The organism is Limnobacter thiooxidans (assembly GCF_036323495.1).
Taxonomy (GTDB): Bacteria; Pseudomonadota; Gammaproteobacteria; order Burkholderiales; family Burkholderiaceae_B; genus Limnobacter; species Limnobacter thiooxidans.
In genome coordinates, this window is sequence record NZ_AP028947.1 from 2,598,605 (window position 1) to 2,617,359 (window position 18,755).

The window sequence follows — 18,755 nt, forward strand, 5'->3', positions numbered from 1 at the left end:
ATTCACCTGAATCTGCCCAACACATCGGGCAGTAAGAACCCAAGGAGACATTCAAAAAAGAAACACAAACATGCACACCAAATTCAAGTGGACACGGCGCACGCCCTGGACTTTGCTTGCTGTATTGGCCTTGTCAGGTTGCCTGGGCAACAACGACGACACGCCACAAGCGGGCGACCGAACGAATCCCAACGAAGGTCCTTCAGGCGGTGAATTTGTTGATTCCACAGGTTTGCAGTGCGCACTCAGCGACCCCAACCTGCTAATTGGCGAAGGGCTAGACAGTCCCTCGGTAATCCAAGCCATCACGCCAGCGCAAACCCCTGACAATTCAGCCCAACCCAGCACCGGCTTGAACAGCGGCGCCTGCCAGAACAACACCGACTTCACCATGGGCACGGGCATCGCCGACATCACGGGGCCTGCCGCGGGCTCGGTCATGATGGGGTACGAATCGCCGACCCACGCCAGCCTGGGTTTGCACACCCGCCAGTTTTCAAGGGCCTATGTGCTCGGCTCACCCTGCAATGGCAAGCGCGTGGTTTACGTGGTCAACGACCTGGGCATGATTTTTCATGCTGTGCGCCAAGGCGTGTTGAACAAGGTGGCCGCCGATGCAGAACTGGCCGCCTTTTACAACGAACAAAACATCATGTTGAACGCCACTCACACCCATGCAGGGCCCGGTGGCTATGCACACTTTGCCGCATTCAACCTGTTTCGCCTGGGGCATGACGAAGAGGTTTACAACTTCATCGTGGATGGCATCGTGTTGGCCATTCGCCGCGCTCATGCCAATCTGCAAGCCAATCCCGAACCTGGGCGTTTGTGGGTCAACAACGGGGAACTGTTGAATGCCAACGTGAACCGCTCGGCCAGTGCCTACGATCAAAACCCTCAGGAAGAAAGAAACAGGACACTGACCCAGCGCGGTGAAAGCCAGAATGTGAACAAGGAAATGGCACTGCTGAAACTGCGCCGTGGCGATGGCACTCCGATCGGGCAAATCAACTGGTTTGGTGTGCACCCCACCACCACGGGCAACACCAACCCGCTGGTGTCTTCTGACAACAAGGGCTGGGCCGCCCTGGCCTTTGAAAAAATCATGGGCACCCGCTATGAAACCGCCCCGGGTGAAAACACCTTTGTGGCCGCCTTCGCCCAAACTGACGAGGGCGACAGCAGCCCGAATGTTTTCTTCAAAGACAAACCTTTCGCAGAAAGGGGTGGTTCAGTGGATGAATTGAAGGCCGTTGAAATCAACGGCAGCAAACAATTGGCCCGTGCACTGACGCTTTACCGCGATGCGAACCAGATGGTACGCGGCGGCGTGAATTTCGCCCAGTTCCACGTCAAAATGGACCAGGTTGAAGTGACTGACCCGGTGATCTTGAATTCACTGAAACACCCGGAAACGCTGAACAGCGCTGTCAAGAAAACATGCACAGCTGCCATGGGGGTTTCCTTTGGTGCGGGTGCAGAAGACGGGCCAGGCCCCACCGTAGAAGGTGCCACGTGCAACAACCGGCTGGACCCAGCCCGCTTGACCCGCGACCTGGCAGCCTTGGCTGCGGGCAAGCTGCCCCCCGAGGTATTGGCTGGTGCCGCACTTTGCAATGTGAGCGCATTGCCTTTTGATGTGGTGCCGGTGGGCGTCGACCTGGCCTGCCACGCAGAAAAGCCGGTGCTGTTTGTACTCGGTGCACCATTGAATTTGAGCAATGACACACTGCCCTTCCAGTTGTTCACCATTGGCAATGTGGCCGTACTGGGCCTGCCTTGGGAAATCACCACCATGGCAGGGCGACGCATTCGGCAAACAGTGCTGGAAGTTCTCGAACCGCAAGGTATTGATCAGGTCATCATTAGTGGCCTGAGCAACGACTATGTGAATTACCTGACCACTCGCGAAGAATACTCAATTCAGCAGTACGAAGGCGCATCGGTTCAATTTGGCCCATGGACACTGGCGGCAGTTCAACAGGAAAGCCGACGCCTGGCCATGTCTCTGGCTTCGCAGAGCCAACCACCAGCAGGCCCGCCGCGCACGGTAACCAGCAACCCGATACCACGCCCGCCCTACATACCTTTTGACCAGGCACCCGGCGCAGCATTTGGCGATGTACTGGCTCAACCTGCCCCCAAGGTGGCAGCAGGCAACACCGTCACCGCGCAGTTTCAAAGCGCACACCCGCGCAACATGAAAACACGCGGGCTGGCCATTGTTGAAGTTGAAAAACTGGATGCAAATGGGCAATGGCAAAGTTTTACCCACGACCGGTCTCCAGAACTGCTGTTTCGCTGGCAACCGTTTGATCCAACACCTTACCTGAGCCCGGTGCCCCTGCCCGGCTTTGTATCTACCGCCCTGGCCGAATGGAAAATACCGGCCAACACACTTGCAGGCCAATACCGGATTCGACACAGGGGTGTGGCAGTGCCAGCAGGTTCACCTCAAGCATTCGAAGGGGTAAGCCAAGCGTTTGAAGTAACGGCCACGGGGGCCACTTGCAGCGACGGGAGAACACTGTGATTCATCAACTCATCTTGGGTCTTGCTGCCAGCGCACTGCTTTTGACGGCGTGTACTGAAGACTCGTCCACTGCCAGCAGTAACACCCGGGTCACTGCCAACAGTGCAAGCAATGCGGTGAATCCGTTCCCGGCTTATCAAAGTGCGCTGTACACCGGTACACGCAACTGGCTTTGCCACCCAGACCTTTTTGGTTCAGCCAATGTGTGCCAGGGCAATTTTGACAGCACTGCGGTGGCGGCCGATGCCAGCGCCACACCCCTGATTTACCAGGCTGCCACCAACCCGGAAGTAGATTGTTTTTATGTGTACCCTACAACAAGCCTGGACCTCACTGGCAATTCCGATCTGCTGCCTGGTCCACAGGAAAAACAGACCACAGCGCTTCAATTCGGCAGATATGGCGAGGTGTGCAGACAATTTGCACCGGTTTACCGGCAGCGCACCCTGACAGCCCTGGGAATTACCACTTTCACTGGTGCGCTAGGTGGCATTGACATTGCCCCCAATGCCAGTGAAGTGGCCTATACCGATGTGCTGGACGCTTTCAAGGAATACATTGCCAACCAAAGTAAAGGGCGTGGATTCATCCTCGTAGGTCACTCACAGGGTTCGGGCATCATTCGACGTTTGATCGCCGAGGAAATTGAAACACGTCCCGAACTGCTGAATCGATTGATTGCGGCCCACATTCCAGGCACCAATGTTCTGGTGCCCAACAACGCTGATGTGGGCGCATCCTTTCAAAAGGTATCTGCCTGCAGGAATGCAAACCAGACTGGCTGTGTGGTGGCCTATGTGACCTACCGCGCTGGCGACCCCCAACTTGAAAACCCCCGCTTTGGGCTGAGCACAGAGGAAGGCACCCAAGCACTGTGCACCAACCCGGCCGCACTGGCTGGCGGGAAGTCCCTACTGCTTCCAGTGATACCTCGACAACAGCCACCAGTGTTCAGGCTGCTGTTGATTCCGCGCGGACCAGGCGGCCCCTACGCCAACCCGATCAGCAATCTCACCATACCCACCGCATATTACTCCATACCCGGGCAAGTTCAGGGTGAATGCAAAATCGGCCCCAACGGTGTCAGTTACCTTGAGGCCACCATTCTGGCCAAACCCGATGACCCGCGGGCCGATGATTACCCCGGCGAGTTCATCGGCGGGACCAATTGGGGCCTGCATTTAATTGACGTATCCATTGCCCAAGGTGATTTGGTCAGGCTGGCCGGGCAACAGACCCGAAGCTGGCTGGGTAGGCAGTAAACCGCTAAAAAGCGCGCTGCGAGCGGACCACAAGCCCGCTTCGCAGCCCCCTGATTGAAATTCGTCAAGAAACAGTTGCGCTTTTCATCATTTAGTTAATGATAATTGTTTTTATTTGCATTAGAATCACTGGCTTCAACCTTCAAAGCCAGACACCACCCCTTGAATTAATTTTGGTGTGTTAGCCAGCAATCCACTTTTGCTAACAGGAACACCCTGAAATGAGTCAGATCAACCGTTTCAAACACAACAAATCCGCCCAACTGCTTGCCCTGCTGACCGCAGCCACTCCCGTTGGTGCATTGGCTCAGCAGGACACTGTGCTGCCACAGGTCACTGTAGAAGAAGCCGCACAAGGTACTTTCAAGGTCGATGAATCAGCCAACCCGATGTTCAGTCAGCCCTTGGTGAACACGCCCAAGACCGTTCAAATCATTTCGAAAGAAACCATTCAGGAACAAGGCGGCATTTCGCTGACCGATGCCTTGCGAAATACACCTGGCATTACCTTGCAGTTGGGTGAAGGTGGCAACACCGCTGCAGGTGACACCTTTCAGCTGCGCGGCTTTTCCTTGCAAAACAATATTTTTGTAGATGGTATCCGCGACCTTGGTGCAATAAGCCGCGACACCTTTAACCTGGAACAGGTGGAAGTGGTCAAGGGTGCATCCGGTTCTGAAATTGGTCGCGGGGCCAGTTCAGGTTTCATCAACCTGATTTCCAAGCAGGCCCACTTGGGTGACACAAACCTGGGTTCGATTACCTTGGGAACCGCCGATCAAAAACGCGCCACCATTGACATGAACCGACAGTTGTCCGAGACCTCCGCCTTTCGTGTGAACGGCCTGGTACAAGACAGCGGGGTCGATGGTCGCAACGGGATAGACAACTCCGGAGAAGGACTCGCCTTCTCGTATGCGGGTGGCTTGGGTACGGGCACGCGGTTTAATCTGTTCACCCAGCACATTCGCCAAAACAACAAACCAGACGGGGGTATTCCCACCATCGGGCTCGAAGGGTTTTTCAATGCCAATGCGCAAGCCCGTGCTGCCGCACGAGTGAACCCCGAAAACTTTTATGGCGAAGCCAATGATTTCGAAAAAGTGGACGCCGACATGGTCACTGCGAAATTCGAGCACGACTTAAGCCCGAATACCACTTTGCGGAACATCACACGCATGGGCAAAACCAAAATGGACCGCGTGCTCACAGGCTTGGGTGCGCTGGTGGTGGACGATGTAGCGCTGGGCATTACGCCCGCAGACCCGTCCACCTGGACAGTCACCCGTTCACGCCAGCGTGTTGATCGTGAGAACACCATTCTGGCCAACCAGACCAGTGTCAATTCCACGCTCAATCTGGGCGGGCTTGAACATGACCTCGCCGCAGGCGTTGAATTGTTGTATGAAAAAGAAGCCAACTACACCCACTCAAGCACCGGCACCACCACCAATGCAAACCTGTACAATCCGAACCCGAACGACCCGATGGCGCAATTCGGTGGTCGCAATGGTGGCGAGGCTGGCGGCGAGGTAACCACCCTCAGTGCCTATGTGTTTGACACCATCAAGTTGAATGACAAATTTTCGATCAACGGTGGTGCTCGAATTGACCAGTACAGTGTGGACACCAACAACATTACCGCAACAACAGATCCTGTTACCAATGTAACAACCTTCACCACCACCCCCCTAGAAGACTCTGACAGGCTGTTCAGCTGGAGTGTGGGCGCAGTGTACAAACCGGCAGAAAATGGCAGCATTTACACTGCCTATTCCACCGCCGAAACACCTCCGGCCAGCAGCAACTTCCAGCTCAGTGGCACAGCCACAAACACCAACAACCCGGCATTTTCACCCCAGGAAACAGAAAACATTGAACTGGGCACCAAGTGGGAATTGCTGAACAAGCAGCTGAATGTGTCAGCGGCCTTGTTCCGCAACGAGAATGACAAACAGGTGTCACTGGACCCTGTCACGCTGTTGCCCCTGCAATTTGGAAAAACCCGGGTTCAAGGGCTGGAAGTGTCTGCCGTGGGTCAGCTGAACCGGTTCTGGCAAGTAATCGGTGGATTTGCGAAAACAAGTACCAAACAGATTGACCAGTTTGCAACCAACAACGGCAACCCCACCGACGGTGTCCGCTTTTCACCCGACCTGACCGCCACGCTGTGGACTTCCTACCAGTTGGACAAACTGACCTTGGGCGGTGGTGCACGGTATGTCGATGAACAGAAGCGTGTCATCACCACGGGCACGAACCTGGCCACCCAGAACATGCCGGTAATTCCATCGTATTGGGTTGCCGACGCCATGGCCTCCTATCAATTGACCAAGGATGTCAGCGTTCGATTGAACATCTACAACCTGTTTGACGAGGACTACATCGCCACATTGAACAACAACGGCAACCGTGCATCACTGGGTGAACCCCGTTCGGCCAGTGTCACTGTGAGCATGGCCTTTTAATCAGGCTTGAATGCGTGCAGGCCTTTCCCGTTTGAAGGAAACATCGATGCTGTTACACATTCCGCAAGTATTGAATGCGGCGCAACTGCAAGACATTCGCAAGGCCTTGAACCAGGGCGATTGGGTGGATGGCAAACAAAGCAGCGGGGCGCAGGCTGCGCAAGCGAAACAGAACCGGCAATTGTCCACCGCCTGTACACAGTTTGATGCGCTGTCGGGGCTTGTGGCCAATGCCTTGAACAAACACCCCCTGTTCATCGCGGGGGTGTTGCCACTTCACACACTGCCACCCATGTTCAACCGCTATGAAAATGGCGGCTGTTATGGCAACCACACTGACAATTCATTGCAGGCCAACCAGCAAACAGGGCAGAAAGTGCGTACCGATGTGTCGGTCACTGTATTTTTAAACCCACCTGAAGAATACGAGGGCGGCGAACTCGTGATTGAAGACCACTTCGGTGCGCAGGAAATCAAGCTGGATGCAGGCGATGCCATTGCCTACCCATCCACCTCGCTTCATCGCGTTGAGCCGGTGACAAAAGGTTGCCGTTTCGCTTCTTTTCTTTGGATCCAAAGCCTGATTCGACACCATGGGCAACGCGCCATGCTGTTTGATCTGGACATGACCATTGTGAAACTTCGCCACCAACTTGGCGACACGCCCGAGGTGCTGGCCCTGACCAACCACTATCACAAGCTGATTCAGCAATGGGCTGAAACCTGACATGCACACACTCCACCCCACCACACTGTCAGATCACGAGAACAGCGCCCAACAAACCCTGCCTGCTGCCCATTGGGCCTACCTGTTCGGTGGCGCCGCAGATGAATTGACCCTGAGAAAAAACACCACCGCCTGGCAACACATTGAATTACTGCCGCGCGTGTTGCGATCTATACAGGGTGGACACACCCGAATTCAGCTATTCGGTCGCGAATATGCACACCCAATCCTGGTGGCCCCCATGGCGTATCAACAACTTGCCCACCCCGCGGGTGAACTGGCCACTGCCCTGGCCGCTGCCGCACTGGAAGCCGGGTTTGTGTGCAGCACACAGGCCAGCACCTCACTTGAAAACATTGCCGAGCTTTACCTGCCTGAACAAGGCCGTGGACCTTTGTGGTTTCAGCTTTACATGCAACATGAACGGGAATTCACGCTTGAACTGGTTCAACGCGCAGAGCAGGCTGGCTACGAAGCCCTCGTGTTGACTGTGGACGCGCCCGTCAGCGGTGTGCGTGACAGGGAACGACAACACAGCTTTGCGCTGCCCGCAGGCATTGAGGCGGTAAACCTGAAACACCAGCCACTCCATGCACCCACACCATTTTCAAAAAGCGGCAGCGTGCTGTTTGATCACCACATGGCACACGCTCCCACCTGGACAGACGTGGACTGGCTGGCCAGCCACACCCGGCTGCCCGTGATCTTGAAAGGCATTACCCACCCGGCCGATGCCACCTCGGCGATTGAACACGGTGCGCAGGGTTTGATCGTGTCGAACCACGGAGGGCGAGTGCTTGACACCATGCCGGCGACTGCAACTGTGTTGCCTTCAATCGTGAAAGCTGTACATGACCGTGTACCGGTGTTGGTCGATGGTGGCCTGCGCCGTGGCAGCGATGTGTTCAAGGCTGTTGCACTGGGGGCGACTGCCGTGCTGGTGGGTCGGCCCGTGTTGCATGGACTGGTTAATCAAGGCGCACAAGGTGTGGCGCATGTGCTACGCCTGCTTCGAGATGAGCTTGAAATCACCATGGCCCTGTGCGGTTGCGCAACACTTGCACAGGTTGACGAATCAATGATTGGGGGTTGATGCAACTACAAGGCTTGAAACAAATCGAGGCTCAGTACACATCGCGGCGGTATCGACCATTCAGGCTCAATTGCTTCACCGCATCTTCACCCAGGGTTTGCTTCAGTTGCGCATCCACCTCAGCGGCCATGCCCTTCAAACTGCCACACACATAAATCGCGGCGCCCTGCTCCACCCATTCACGAACATCCGAAGCACATTCTGCCAGCACATGTTGCACATAACGCCGCTGTGGCTGGTCCCTTGAAAAAACAAGGTCCGCACGACTCAACAGATCTTGTTTGATCCAGTCATCGATTTCTTCACGATAGTAGGAATCGAATTGCGCATGACGTTCACCAAAAATCAGCCACGTGGATGAAAGCGGAATGTCTTGATTCAGAACTCGCTCATTGAACCGTGCGCGCAGGTGGGCACGCAAACCGGCCAATCCAGTGCCGTTGCCAATCAAGAGCAAGGGCCTTGCTGTGTTTTCTGCCATGCGAAATGCAGGATGGGTGCGGATACGCAATTGAACCCTGTCATTCAAAATCGCACGCTGGGTAAGCCAACCCGATGCAAGGCCTGCGCTGCCATCTTCACGCACAGCCAAGCGAACCAGCAAATGCACCGCACCGTCCTGCGGAATGGAGGCGATGGAATAATCGCGCAGGGCACCCGGTACACCGGGCACCTCAAGTTGAACCAGGTCGCCTGCCTGCCAGTCAGGAAGCACTTCGCCGTCTGCGGGTACCAGCTCAATGTGATGTACTTCACGACCGCTGCTGTGGGGGTTCAAATGCTTTCGGGCTCGAATCAACCAAGGTGAAAACACCTGCGTGTCGCGCCATTGAATTTTCTCGATTTCCAGCACACGCATCAAGCCCTGACGCCACGTCTCAATGCCTTTACTGGACCGGTCATTGGCCCTGCTATCCACTTCAACCAGATCAAACAGGGGTCGGGCACCACACGATTGCAAGCGATGAAAAACAGCACGGCCAAAACCACAGAAATGCTTGTAACTGCTGTCGCCCAATGCCAATACGGCGAATTCCAACCCTGTCAGATTCAACGGCCTGCTTTGCATCACCTTGCTGACAAAAGGTGCTGCGCTGTCGGGCGCGTCACCTTCACCATAGGTGCTGGCAATACAAAGCAAACGCCTGCACTGTTGCAACTTCTCACTGGTCAGTTCACCCAACGAAACAAGCCTCACCGATTCACCACCATCGTGCAAAAAACGCGCAGTTTGAAAAGCCAGTTCCTCGGCCTGCCCGGTTTGGCTTGCATACGCCACCACACAGACGGAAAGGCTTTCGCCTGCATTCACGAAGCCAGCCACTTGCGCCTTGCGCGAAAACTCACGCTGCAGGTGCCTTTGAATAAAAAAAGCGCACAACAAACCGTAGCTGAGCAATACACCGGTGGCATAAATCCATTTAAAGGCAATCATGTCGTCAATTCCCTAAATGCAGGGGTTATGGTTTCAAGCAAGCTCCCGTCGTGCAATCGCTCGACAAAACGGACGGCAATCTCGTGTTGAATCGCCAATTCGCGCGCCGTGTGAACACCCAGAACATTCAGCGCCGTAGCCCACCCATCGGCCCACATGCACGAAGCATGAACAACACTGACCGAGGCCAAGCCATGCTCAATCGGCCTGCCATTGCGGGGGTCAATGGTGTGGCTGTAGATCTGGTCCTGGTATTGATAATGGCGTCGGTAGTCGCCCGACGTGGCCACAGCCAAACCATGCAATGCCAAACGGTTCAGCACCAAATCCTGTGCGTGGTTGAAAGCAGGCGGGTTTTCAAGATCAATCCACCAAGGCAAACCGCCAGGTCGAAACCCGTGCCCACGAAATTCGCCGCCCACCTCCACCATGACATGCTGTAAACCTGACGCAAGCAAGGCTTCAGCAATGCAGTCAACGGCATACCCTTTTGCAATCGCTGAGAAATCAAGTGAAAGGCCACCGGTTTGGGTTATGTGGCAAGTCCCGTTTTCCACGCGCAATGCAGACCAGTCAGTGAAACGCAAAGCCTGTGAAATTTCATCTGCACCTGGGGGAAGAAAACCAGGGTCGGTGTAACGTGGGCCTGGTCCAAAACCCCACAGGTTCACCAAGCCACCAGCAACAGGATTGAAAGCCCCACAGCTGAGGCCGGCCAAGGCCACCGAAGCCTTCAACACGGTGCAAAAGTCGAAAGGAATTTCTTGCACCGTGCCAGCAGGCGCGCAGTTGAATTGTGACAACAGCGAGTCTTCTTTCCATGTACTCATCTGATTGATAATCCGATCAAGTACCCGCTCAACCATTGCCTGAATTTTTGCGGTGTCTGCATCAAGATGGCTTTCATGCACCCACCGGATTTGCCAATGGGTTCCCATGGTGTGGCCCTGAACCTGGTGCAATTTGGCAAGCAGTGAAGGCTCAACCGGCTCCAGCTTGTGAGGAATCAACAACCGAATCATGGGCGCTACCGTGCAGGAAACTTAACCCGGCATCACTTCAAGGGTCAGGCTGTAGCCTGAACGCTTGACTGGGTCATCCAGCGTACCTGCTCGAATGGCGGCTGATGTAGCGGCAGGCTTGTCATCCTCATCGTCGTCCATGTCCACTTCAGGGCGTGCGGGGCGCTTGGGTGTGACATTGACCCAATACATGCCTGCCTCGGGCCACCTGATCTTGATCTCACCGTTCTGGTCAGTGGTCATGCGCATTTCGCCCAATTGGTCGCGGTAGCGGGAACCCGCAAGAATGACGACTGCGTCAAAGCCTGCGGCTGGCTTTCCATCGTTGAGAAACCTCAACACCGCTGATTCACCGGCTACCAGGTCATTCGGGTGGGTCACAGAAACCAGTTCAAGCCCGTCATTGGTCGGCTGTAAACTTTGCGTACTGGGCTTACCGCGTGTGACAAAGGTTTCAACCCGTGACTTGCTTTCCGTTACGCTGAGTTCTTCCGCATGGGCAGGAATTTCCTTTTGCAACATTTCGATTGTTCCCCGCACGCGTTTGGTTTCTCCGTTCAATTTGTACGAGGCCACCATGCCCTTGTTCACCAAGGCAATCCGGTAAGTACCCTGCTGCGCAAGCTTCAGATCAAACACGCTGCGGTAGCGGGTTTTGGTCTGATTTTCAGCATTGATCCGCGTGCCATCGGGTGCCGTGATCAGCAGGTTCTCCAGTGACGACGCATTGTGTTCAAAGTAAAAAATATCGTTGGAACTTGCAGCATCCACGGTAACCCAGGGCTGCTCACCCGAGAAAATAGTGCCGGAAGGCAGCAGCCAGGAACGATGCGCTTCGGCGCTCAGTGGAGCAGCCAGGGCCAGCGCAGCACACAGTGACAACAAGGGGGTTTGCAGATTGAATTTTTTCATGGGTATTTCCTTCGAGGTCAGGGTTTGACAATCAGGCTCACTGCGCCCAGTTCATGGGTACCTGCGGCTTTCGATGTTTTTGCGGCCTTGGGTGGCCATTCAAACGGCACTTTCACCAGTTCACGCCCACCCACTTCGCGGGCCGCTTCAACCACCAGTTGGTATTGGCCGGGGGCCAGTTTGCTGAACTCGCCTTTGCTTCCAAACTGCACCGTGTGTTCACCCGGTGCACGTGTTGCACCGCTTATTCCATCCACAGGCATGTCCAGCTCTCGTCCGCTTTTTCGCCACCAGGCTCGCATGTCTTTCAGCCACTTGGTGCCCTCGTTGTTGCGCATTTTCAGGTCGTACCAGACTGCCAGGTTCGATACAAAAGCCTGGTCGGCTTTTTCAACCCACAGCGCCACATAAGGGCGGTGATACTCAGCCACGTTCAGGCGTGGAATTTCCACCTTGATGGTCATGTCTGCCGCAGCCACAGGGAATGCGGCACCCATGGCAGTCAGTGCAGTCGCGAATTTGAATTTCAACATCAGCTCCTTGGAATCAATGAACAAACAGGATCAACAACAGAACGGGCACAACAAACCCCAAACCCACCATGGGCCACGTGCTTGCGCGGACGTTGGCGTGAAACTTCAGAATCAGGAGCCCTGTAATGGAGAAGATCAGACAGCCCAGCGAGAACACATCCAGGAACACGGTCCATGCCATGCCGGTGTGGCGCCCTTTGTGCAGGTCGTTGAGATAGGAAATCCAGCCCCGGTCGGTTGACTCGTATTCCACAACACCGTTAGACCGATCAATTCGCAACCATCCATCTCCACCGGGCCGTGGCAGTGAGAGGTAAATTTCTTCCGCACTCCATTCGGCTGGCTGGTTTGGCAAGGTGACATTCAATTGATTGCCCAGCCAGTTGCGCACACCACCGGGCAAAGGCGCGTGAGCTGGCTCGGACTTGTCCAACACCAGTTCAGGCATCACTTCCACGGGCAATTTGAACTCAAGCTGTACGACAGCGGGTGTGCTCGGTATGTCAGCCGCATGGTTCAAGGTGATCCCAGTGAATGCAAACATCACCATGCCAATGAGGCTGATGGCAGAACTGACCCAATGCCACTGGTGCAGTTGCTTTAACCAGCGTGCACGGCTGGACACAGGATTTTCGGCGACGGATTTCACGATGAAGAAAAAGTTGATTGAGAGGGAATCTGATTTAATTATTAATGATAATACAAATCATTCTCAATATCTACTTTTAAAAAGCCAGTATCTGGAACACTTGGTTGATCTACCGGGTTGACTGATCCAGTTCGGGCAGTGTTGACCAATCACCCCCCAATGACTTGAACAGGTCAATTGAGGCCTGCAAACGAGCCGCCTGGCTGATCAATTGCTGATCTTGTGCAGAAAACAGGGCGCGTTGCGACTCAAGCACAGTGAGGAAATCGCCCGCCCCTTCGCGATAACGCAATTCCGCAAGCCTCAAGCTACGCTGCGCCAGGTCCACTTGCGTTTCCTGTAACACTGTTTGGCGAGCAGTCAGCTCTACATTGCCCAAGCCATCTTCCACTTCCTTCAAAGCTGCGCGAATAGCCTTTGCGTAAGTTTCGACCAGGATGGCCCGTTGCGTTTGCTGGGATTGAATTTGCAGATCTTGCTGCCCCCCGTCGAACAACACTTTCATGAGCGAAAGACCAAGGCCCACACTTTGCACAGGGTCAGCCATGCCCACCAGGATGCTGCTGGACAAACCATAGGAGCCGGTCAATGACAGGCTGGGCAAAAGCGCTGCACGGGCTGCGTCGATGTTGGCCGAAGCAGCAACAAGTGCAGCTTCAGCCGCACCCAGATCAGGTCTTCGGGTTAACAGAATGCTGGGCAAACTTGCGGGCACCACGGGCACCGACACTTGCGTGAATTCAAAAAGCGCTGGTGCGTAACCTTGGGGAATTCGACCCAACAACAAGGCCAGCGCAGATGCAAGTTGCTGCTGTTGAAAACGCAGGTTCCCGAGTGCAATTTCCTGCGACAACACAACCGCCTGCTGCTGCATGACGTCAATTTGTGTGGCCACGCCATAACGCTGACGAGCTTGCGCGACGGCCAGTATTCGCTGGGCCACCGCTTGCTGTTCAACGGCAAGGCGAATTCGCGCATCGGTTTGCAACCACTGAAAGTACGTGCTGGCCACCGAGGTCAGCAGTGCAAGTCGGGCAGTTTGCCAGTCGTACCGGGTTGCGCTGAAGTCTGCTTCGCGTGCACGCGTTTGTGCGTCGAGCCGGCCAAACAAATCCAGTTCATAGCTCAGCGACACTCCGAGGTTGCTGTTGTCGTTCGAAGTGGAAGAAAAACCCTCTGCCCTGTTGTTGCGCGACGTGGTGTTTGCAGTGGCATTCACCGTGGGCAGTTCCGCTGCCCTTGACTGTTTCAAGGCAATGGAGGCCAGGCGAATCCGCTCCATGGCAATTCGCAAATCGGGGGCTGAGCTTTCGGCTTCTTTCAACAATTCCATCAAGGGTGGCGCCTTGAACTGCAACCACCAGTAACGATCAAACGCCTGGGCTTGAGCCAATGTCGCCGTGGCGGTTGACCAGTTTTGCGGCATGCTCACTGGAACAACTGCCGAGGTGGCGTCTTCGCCTGTAGGTACCGCAGCACAGGCTGAAACCAGCAGGGAAACGCACAATACAAATCGGCTTGAAGTCATCATTGTTCTTGAACCGGGTCTGGTTTTCATTCGGAAGAAAGTGCTACAACAGGTTTCAGCATGGCAGCCTTGCGAGCTGGCAAAAACCCGAATACAAGGCCTGTGGCAAATGCACAGCCAAAGGCAAGAAGAACGGGGGCCACGGAATACTTCACGGGCATGGTGCCGCTCCAGTCGATGAGAAAGGCCACCCCAAGCCCGATGGCCGTGCCCGCTAGTCCGCCAATGGAAGACACCACCAGCGACTCAATCAGAAACTGTTGGAGGATGTTGCGCGTTCTGGCTCCGGTGGCCATTCGAATTCCAATCTCGCGTGTACGTTCCGTCACACTGACCAGCATGATGTTCATCACACCAATGCCACCCACCAGCAAGGAAATTGCTGCAATTGAACCCAACAGCACAGTCATCGTGTCCTGCGTTTCAGTGGCTGTGTCGATAATGGACGCCATGTTGCGAATCTGGAAATCCACCACGCCATGCCTTTCAGTCAGCAAGGTTTCAATGTCGGCCTGGGTGTCGTCAATCTGCTTCACGTCCTGAACTGCCACCGTGACATTGCGCAAAAAACGCTGACCTGAAAGCCGCAACTGGCTGGTGCCATACGGCACAATCACCACGTCGTCCTGATCCTGCCCATTGGGCGAGGCGCCTCGCGTGCTCATTACCCCCACCACCTGAAAGATCAGGTTGTTGACCAGAATGTATTCCCCAAGCGGTGATTCATTGCCAGGAAAAAGAGCATTGGCCACAGTCTTTCCCAGCACGGCCACCGTGGCATATTCCCGTTCATCGTCCTGTGTGAAAAAGGTGCCGCGTTCAACCGGCCAGTTACGCGCCAAAGGATACTTCGCAGAAGTCCCCAACACCGATGTGGAATAATCACGGTCTTCCATGCGCAAGGTCACATTGGTCGATTGTTCAGGCACAGCAGCCAACACATTGGGGACTTCCTGATCAATAGCGGTCACGTCGTCAAGAACAAGGGTCGCCGTGCCTGAAAACCCGCGCTGGTTGGGCGCACCAGGACGAACCAGCAACAGGTTGGATCCCATGGCGCTGATTTGATCGAGAACCTGTTGCTTGGCGCCATCGCCAATGGCCAGCATGGCAATGACAGAAGCCACACCGATCACAATGCCCAACAAGGTCAACAGCGAACGGAATACATTGGCTTTGAGCGCACGGAGTGCTGTTTTTCCTGCTTCGATCAAATCGGCCATCGCACCGGGTTTGTGGTTCTGAATGTCATGCAATGAGGATTGGGCGGCACCCGCCACTGGTTTTGAAGGCCCCGGGTCGGACACCACCACACCATCCTTCACCTCGATCACCCGCCGCGCGTGGGCAGCCACTTTGGGGTCGTGCGTGATCAAGATAACGGTGTGCCCCTGTGAAGCAAGTTCTTCCAGCAACACCATGACATCGGCCCCGCTTTTGCTGTCCAGCGCACCAGTGGGTTCATCGGCCAGAATAACCTGCCCGCCGTTCATCAGGGCTCGGGCAATCGACACCCTCTGCTGTTGCCCTCCGGAAAGCTGATTGGGCAAGTGATCCAGCCGCTCGGCCAAACCAAGCCGTGCCAGCAATGCACTGGCCCTTTGCCGCCGGTCTGGTGCGGACACACCCGCATACACGGCCGGCACTTCAACGTTTTCAACAGCTGAGTTGGTACCGATCAGGTTGTAACTTTGAAACACGAAACCAAAAGCCTGTCGGCGCAATTCAGCCAGATCATCCATTCCCAAGACACTGACATCCTGCCCGCGAAAACGGTAGATGCCGGCGCTGGGCTGATCCAGGCAACCGAGGATATTCATCAAAGTGGATTTTCCAGAACCCGATGACCCCATGATGGCCACAAACTCGCCAGCATGAATTTGCAGGTCTACGCCGTGGAGAACCTGCACGGAAAGTTCACCGGTTTGATACACCTTGGTTACACCGGCCAACTCAATCAATGGGGAAGCGATGTCGTTCATCGACGGCCACCGCCAACGCCACCACCGAGGCCGCCGGGTTGCATGCCCATGCCCCCAGGCATGCCTCCCGAATTGCGGGCTTGTCCGTCGCGCGAATTGGCGGCTGAGTTAGCCGCTGGCTTGTCCGCTGCGCGCACTCCTGCGACGACCTTCTCACCCTCGACCAGCCCCGATAAAACTTCGGCTTGAATCCGGGTACTCATACCCACGGTCACTTCACGAACTTCTGTTTCGCCCTTAGCCTTCATGACCTTGACCGTGGCCTTTCGAGGCTGGTTGGACGTCTCGGCCTTGTTGCTTTTCTTGCGATCGCCCTGCTCAAAAGTAAGCGCAGACACCGGCACAAACAACACATCGCTGACTTCATTGACAATGAACATGACCTGCGCGGTCATTTGCGTCATCAACTGGCCATTGGAATTGGGCACATCAAACAAGGCGTTGTACAACACCACGTTGTTGGTCACAGTCGGGGTTGGGTCGATTTTGCGCAGCTCGCCGTACCAGCGCCTGTTCTTTCCACCCAGCGTGGTGAAATACACCTTCATGCCACTGCGCAATCGGCCCACATCCGCTTCCGACACCTGCGCCTGAACGGTCATGACCGACAAGTCAGCCACCCGCATCAGGTTGGGGGCCGACTGGTTGGCGTTCAGGGTTTGACCCCGTTTTGCCGTAATGCTGACCACCGTGCCGGCCATCGGTGAAACAATCCGGCTAAACTTCAGATTGGTCTGTTCCACGCGAATGCCCGCCTGAAGCTGGTCAATCTGGGCCTTTAACGCTTCAATTTGCAAAGCTGCCGCACGCTGCGCGGTGTCTGCATTTTGCATGGCCTCTTCAGTGGTGGCATCCTCGGTCATCAGGTTTTTCTGACGCTGAAAATCACGCTGTGCTTTTACAAAATTGACCTCGCGTTCCGCCAGTGTTGCGCGTTGAGCACGCAACTGGGCCTGGCTGGCTTCCACGCGGGCTGCAGACACTTCTGCATCAATTTCAGCCAGCAAATCACCAACCTTCACCTCGCTGCCCACTTCCACATGAATGCGGCTCAACTGCCCTGAAACCTGCGCACCCACATCCACAAAATCCCGGGGTTGCAACACCCCGGTGGCGGTAACCTTGTCTTCAATGTCGCCGCGTTGCACCTCGGCAACAATGTAGTCTTCACCTGGATTCTGTCCTGCCTTCCATTTGGAATAGCCCCACCAGGCGAGAGGTGAAATAGCAATGACAGCCAACAAAATCTTGACTACTGCACGCGTGGAGAAGGCACGCGAACCAATGCCTGAACCGCCAAGTTTAAATTTCATCGTGATGACTCTTCAGTGGGAATTGACCGATGCTTGGCTAAGATGGCTACCACTTCGGGTCCCCGCCACAGTCGCGTGTCGGGGTGATTGGATTATGGCGTGAAGAAGGGTTTGCCGGTGTGAATCAAACCCTGTTGAACATTTCTTTACTCAAGTTTACTCGGCGACATGTTTACTCGACATTGGTGCTGCACTCGGCAGCACTGGGGGTGTGGTGGCAACGCACCTTTTTAAGCAAGCTCATCATTCCCTTGTCGTACACGCCGTCTTGCGTCAGTTGCACGCGGGCCTGCTGCATCATGACGTTGTACTTTTCCTGGTCTGCAGGGGTCACATTCATCCAGTACTTGGCAGGCACCTGCTTTTCGATTGTTTTCACGGCATCCAGTGCCTGGTCGATGAAACCCAAACCGAACTTGCGCATTTTCTTCAAGCGATCGTCCAGGTCGGGTACTTCCTTTTCCAGACGGGTGCGGTTGATGATGGCCGAGCCGGTCACGTTCAACAAGGGCATTCTGTACACGCCACCCTTGGTACCCAAGCCGCGGTACAGTTCCAGCGGGGCAAAAGCCACCGCAGGTGCGGCCACAATGTCGACCACACCATTGTTGAATTTCTGCGCAAAGTTGGTGATGTCGCTGGGCACAGCTTGCGCACCCAGTTGCTGAATCATTTTCGACTGGCTTTTGTCCCAATCCATTACAGCCACTTTTTTACCTGCCGCTTTTTCGATTGAATCAATGGCGCGGTCGTTGACCATCACGTAAGCCGCACCCAAGGGGGCCATGCCCACCACCTGGTACTTGCCCTGAATGGATTTTTCATACAACGCGTCATTGCCCATCAAGACCTGCAAGGCAGTTTTCACATGGTCATAGGAAGGCAACGCACCGACGGCATCAAAACTGCCCATGAATGAATTGAACAGCCGCGCACGCAAGGTGGTGATGCCCACCGCTTCACACTGCCCGGTGCGAAACGACTCCGTGGCCACGGTTTCATTCGTATGTGGAATCAACTCGGCAAACACATTCCACTTGCGCGCTTCCAAAGCCACGTCTTGCGCAATGCTGAACACGGGGCCTGCTTTGCCCAGAATGTCAAAAATGCAAATCTTGATGTGCAGTGGCTTGTCCAGCGGCTTCATCTCTTTCATCAACTGGCGCGACACACTGCCCACCAAACCCGGCGGCACTTCAACGCCTTTAACCTGTGCGAAAACTGGGCTTGATGAAAAAAGACTGATCAGAAAAATTGTGGTGGCAGAGAAAAAACGGGCGGGCATTGTGTTGCTCCAA

14 protein-coding genes are annotated in these 18,755 nt (G+C 55.1%); 5 read left to right on the top strand and 9 right to left on the bottom strand.

Features of this window, described 5'->3' with window-relative positions; all coding sequences use genetic code 11:
* Nucleotides 1-70 precede the first annotated feature (70 nt).
* The 5 genes from RGQ30_RS11805 to RGQ30_RS11825 all read left to right on the top strand — a co-directional run bounded on the left by RGQ30_RS11805 (nucleotide 71) and on the right by RGQ30_RS11825 (nucleotide 8,083).
* Nucleotides 71-2,533 carry a neutral/alkaline non-lysosomal ceramidase N-terminal domain-containing protein gene (locus RGQ30_RS11805; protein WP_130555729.1) on the top strand — a complete coding sequence of 821 codons (2,463 nt, stop codon included), beginning with the start codon at nucleotides 71-73 and terminating at the stop codon, nucleotides 2,531-2,533.
* Nucleotides 2,530-3,795 (top strand): DUF3089 domain-containing protein, encoded by a 1,266-nt coding sequence (locus RGQ30_RS11810; RefSeq protein WP_338284445.1) that lies wholly within the window; start codon nucleotides 2,530-2,532, stop codon nucleotides 3,793-3,795. Before RGQ30_RS11805 ends, RGQ30_RS11810 begins: the two co-directional genes overlap by 4 nt.
* Before the next feature lie 221 nt (nucleotides 3,796-4,016).
* Nucleotides 4,017-6,263, top strand: a complete 2,247-nt coding sequence (locus tag RGQ30_RS11815) for a catecholate siderophore receptor Fiu (protein WP_130555727.1) — start codon at nucleotides 4,017-4,019, stop codon at nucleotides 6,261-6,263.
* 46 nt (nucleotides 6,264-6,309) lie between these two features.
* Entirely contained in the window at nucleotides 6,310-6,990 is a 681-nt protein-coding gene (locus RGQ30_RS11820; RefSeq protein ID WP_130555726.1) for a Fe2+-dependent dioxygenase, read from the top strand.
* A gap of 1 nt (nucleotide 6,991) precedes the next feature.
* Nucleotides 6,992-8,083, top strand: coding sequence for an alpha-hydroxy acid oxidase (locus tag RGQ30_RS11825; RefSeq protein ID WP_130555725.1), 1,092 nt, complete (start codon nucleotides 6,992-6,994; stop codon nucleotides 8,081-8,083).
* Nucleotides 8,084-8,114: 31 nt separating this feature from the next.
* Here the strand turns inward: RGQ30_RS11825 and RGQ30_RS11830 are convergent, their stop codons facing one another.
* From RGQ30_RS11830 to RGQ30_RS11870, 9 genes are all read right to left on the bottom strand, one after another.
* Nucleotides 8,115-9,518: a sulfite reductase subunit alpha gene (locus RGQ30_RS11830; protein WP_130555724.1), complete on the bottom strand. Its 1,404-nt coding sequence runs from the start codon at nucleotides 9,516-9,518 to the stop codon at nucleotides 8,115-8,117.
* A complete protein-coding gene (locus RGQ30_RS11835) occupies nucleotides 9,515-10,540 on the bottom strand; it encodes an FAD:protein FMN transferase (protein ID WP_130555723.1) in 1,026 nt (341 codons plus the stop codon). The genes RGQ30_RS11830 and RGQ30_RS11835 overlap by 4 nt, the downstream gene beginning before the upstream one ends.
* A gap of 21 nt (nucleotides 10,541-10,561) precedes the next feature.
* Complete coding sequence (locus RGQ30_RS11840; RefSeq protein ID WP_130555722.1) at nucleotides 10,562-11,452, bottom strand: DUF4198 domain-containing protein; 891 nt, start codon at nucleotides 11,450-11,452, stop codon at nucleotides 10,562-10,564.
* A gap of 17 nt (nucleotides 11,453-11,469) precedes the next feature.
* A complete protein-coding gene (locus tag RGQ30_RS11845; protein WP_130555721.1) occupies nucleotides 11,470-11,985 on the bottom strand; it encodes a DUF2271 domain-containing protein in 516 nt (171 codons plus the stop codon).
* 13 nt (nucleotides 11,986-11,998) lie between these two features.
* The gene (locus tag RGQ30_RS11850; RefSeq protein ID WP_338284446.1) at nucleotides 11,999-12,634 is read right to left on the bottom strand and encodes a PepSY-associated TM helix domain-containing protein; all 636 of its coding nucleotides are present in this window, start codon (nucleotides 12,632-12,634) and stop codon (nucleotides 11,999-12,001) included.
* A gap of 109 nt (nucleotides 12,635-12,743) precedes the next feature.
* The gene (locus RGQ30_RS11855; protein WP_338284447.1) at nucleotides 12,744-14,165 is read right to left on the bottom strand and encodes an efflux transporter outer membrane subunit; all 1,422 of its coding nucleotides are present in this window, start codon (nucleotides 14,163-14,165) and stop codon (nucleotides 12,744-12,746) included.
* Between the two features lie 23 nt (nucleotides 14,166-14,188).
* Nucleotides 14,189-16,144, bottom strand: a complete 1,956-nt coding sequence (locus RGQ30_RS11860) for a MacB family efflux pump subunit (RefSeq protein ID WP_130555719.1) — start codon at nucleotides 16,142-16,144, stop codon at nucleotides 14,189-14,191.
* Nucleotides 16,141-17,457: an efflux RND transporter periplasmic adaptor subunit gene (locus RGQ30_RS11865; RefSeq protein ID WP_130555718.1), complete on the bottom strand. Its 1,317-nt coding sequence runs from the start codon at nucleotides 17,455-17,457 to the stop codon at nucleotides 16,141-16,143. The genes RGQ30_RS11860 and RGQ30_RS11865 overlap by 4 nt, the downstream gene beginning before the upstream one ends.
* Nucleotides 17,458-17,629: 172 nt before the next feature.
* Complete coding sequence (locus RGQ30_RS11870; protein WP_130555717.1) at nucleotides 17,630-18,742, bottom strand: putative solute-binding protein; 1,113 nt, start codon at nucleotides 18,740-18,742, stop codon at nucleotides 17,630-17,632.
* Nucleotides 18,743-18,755 lie beyond the last annotated feature (13 nt).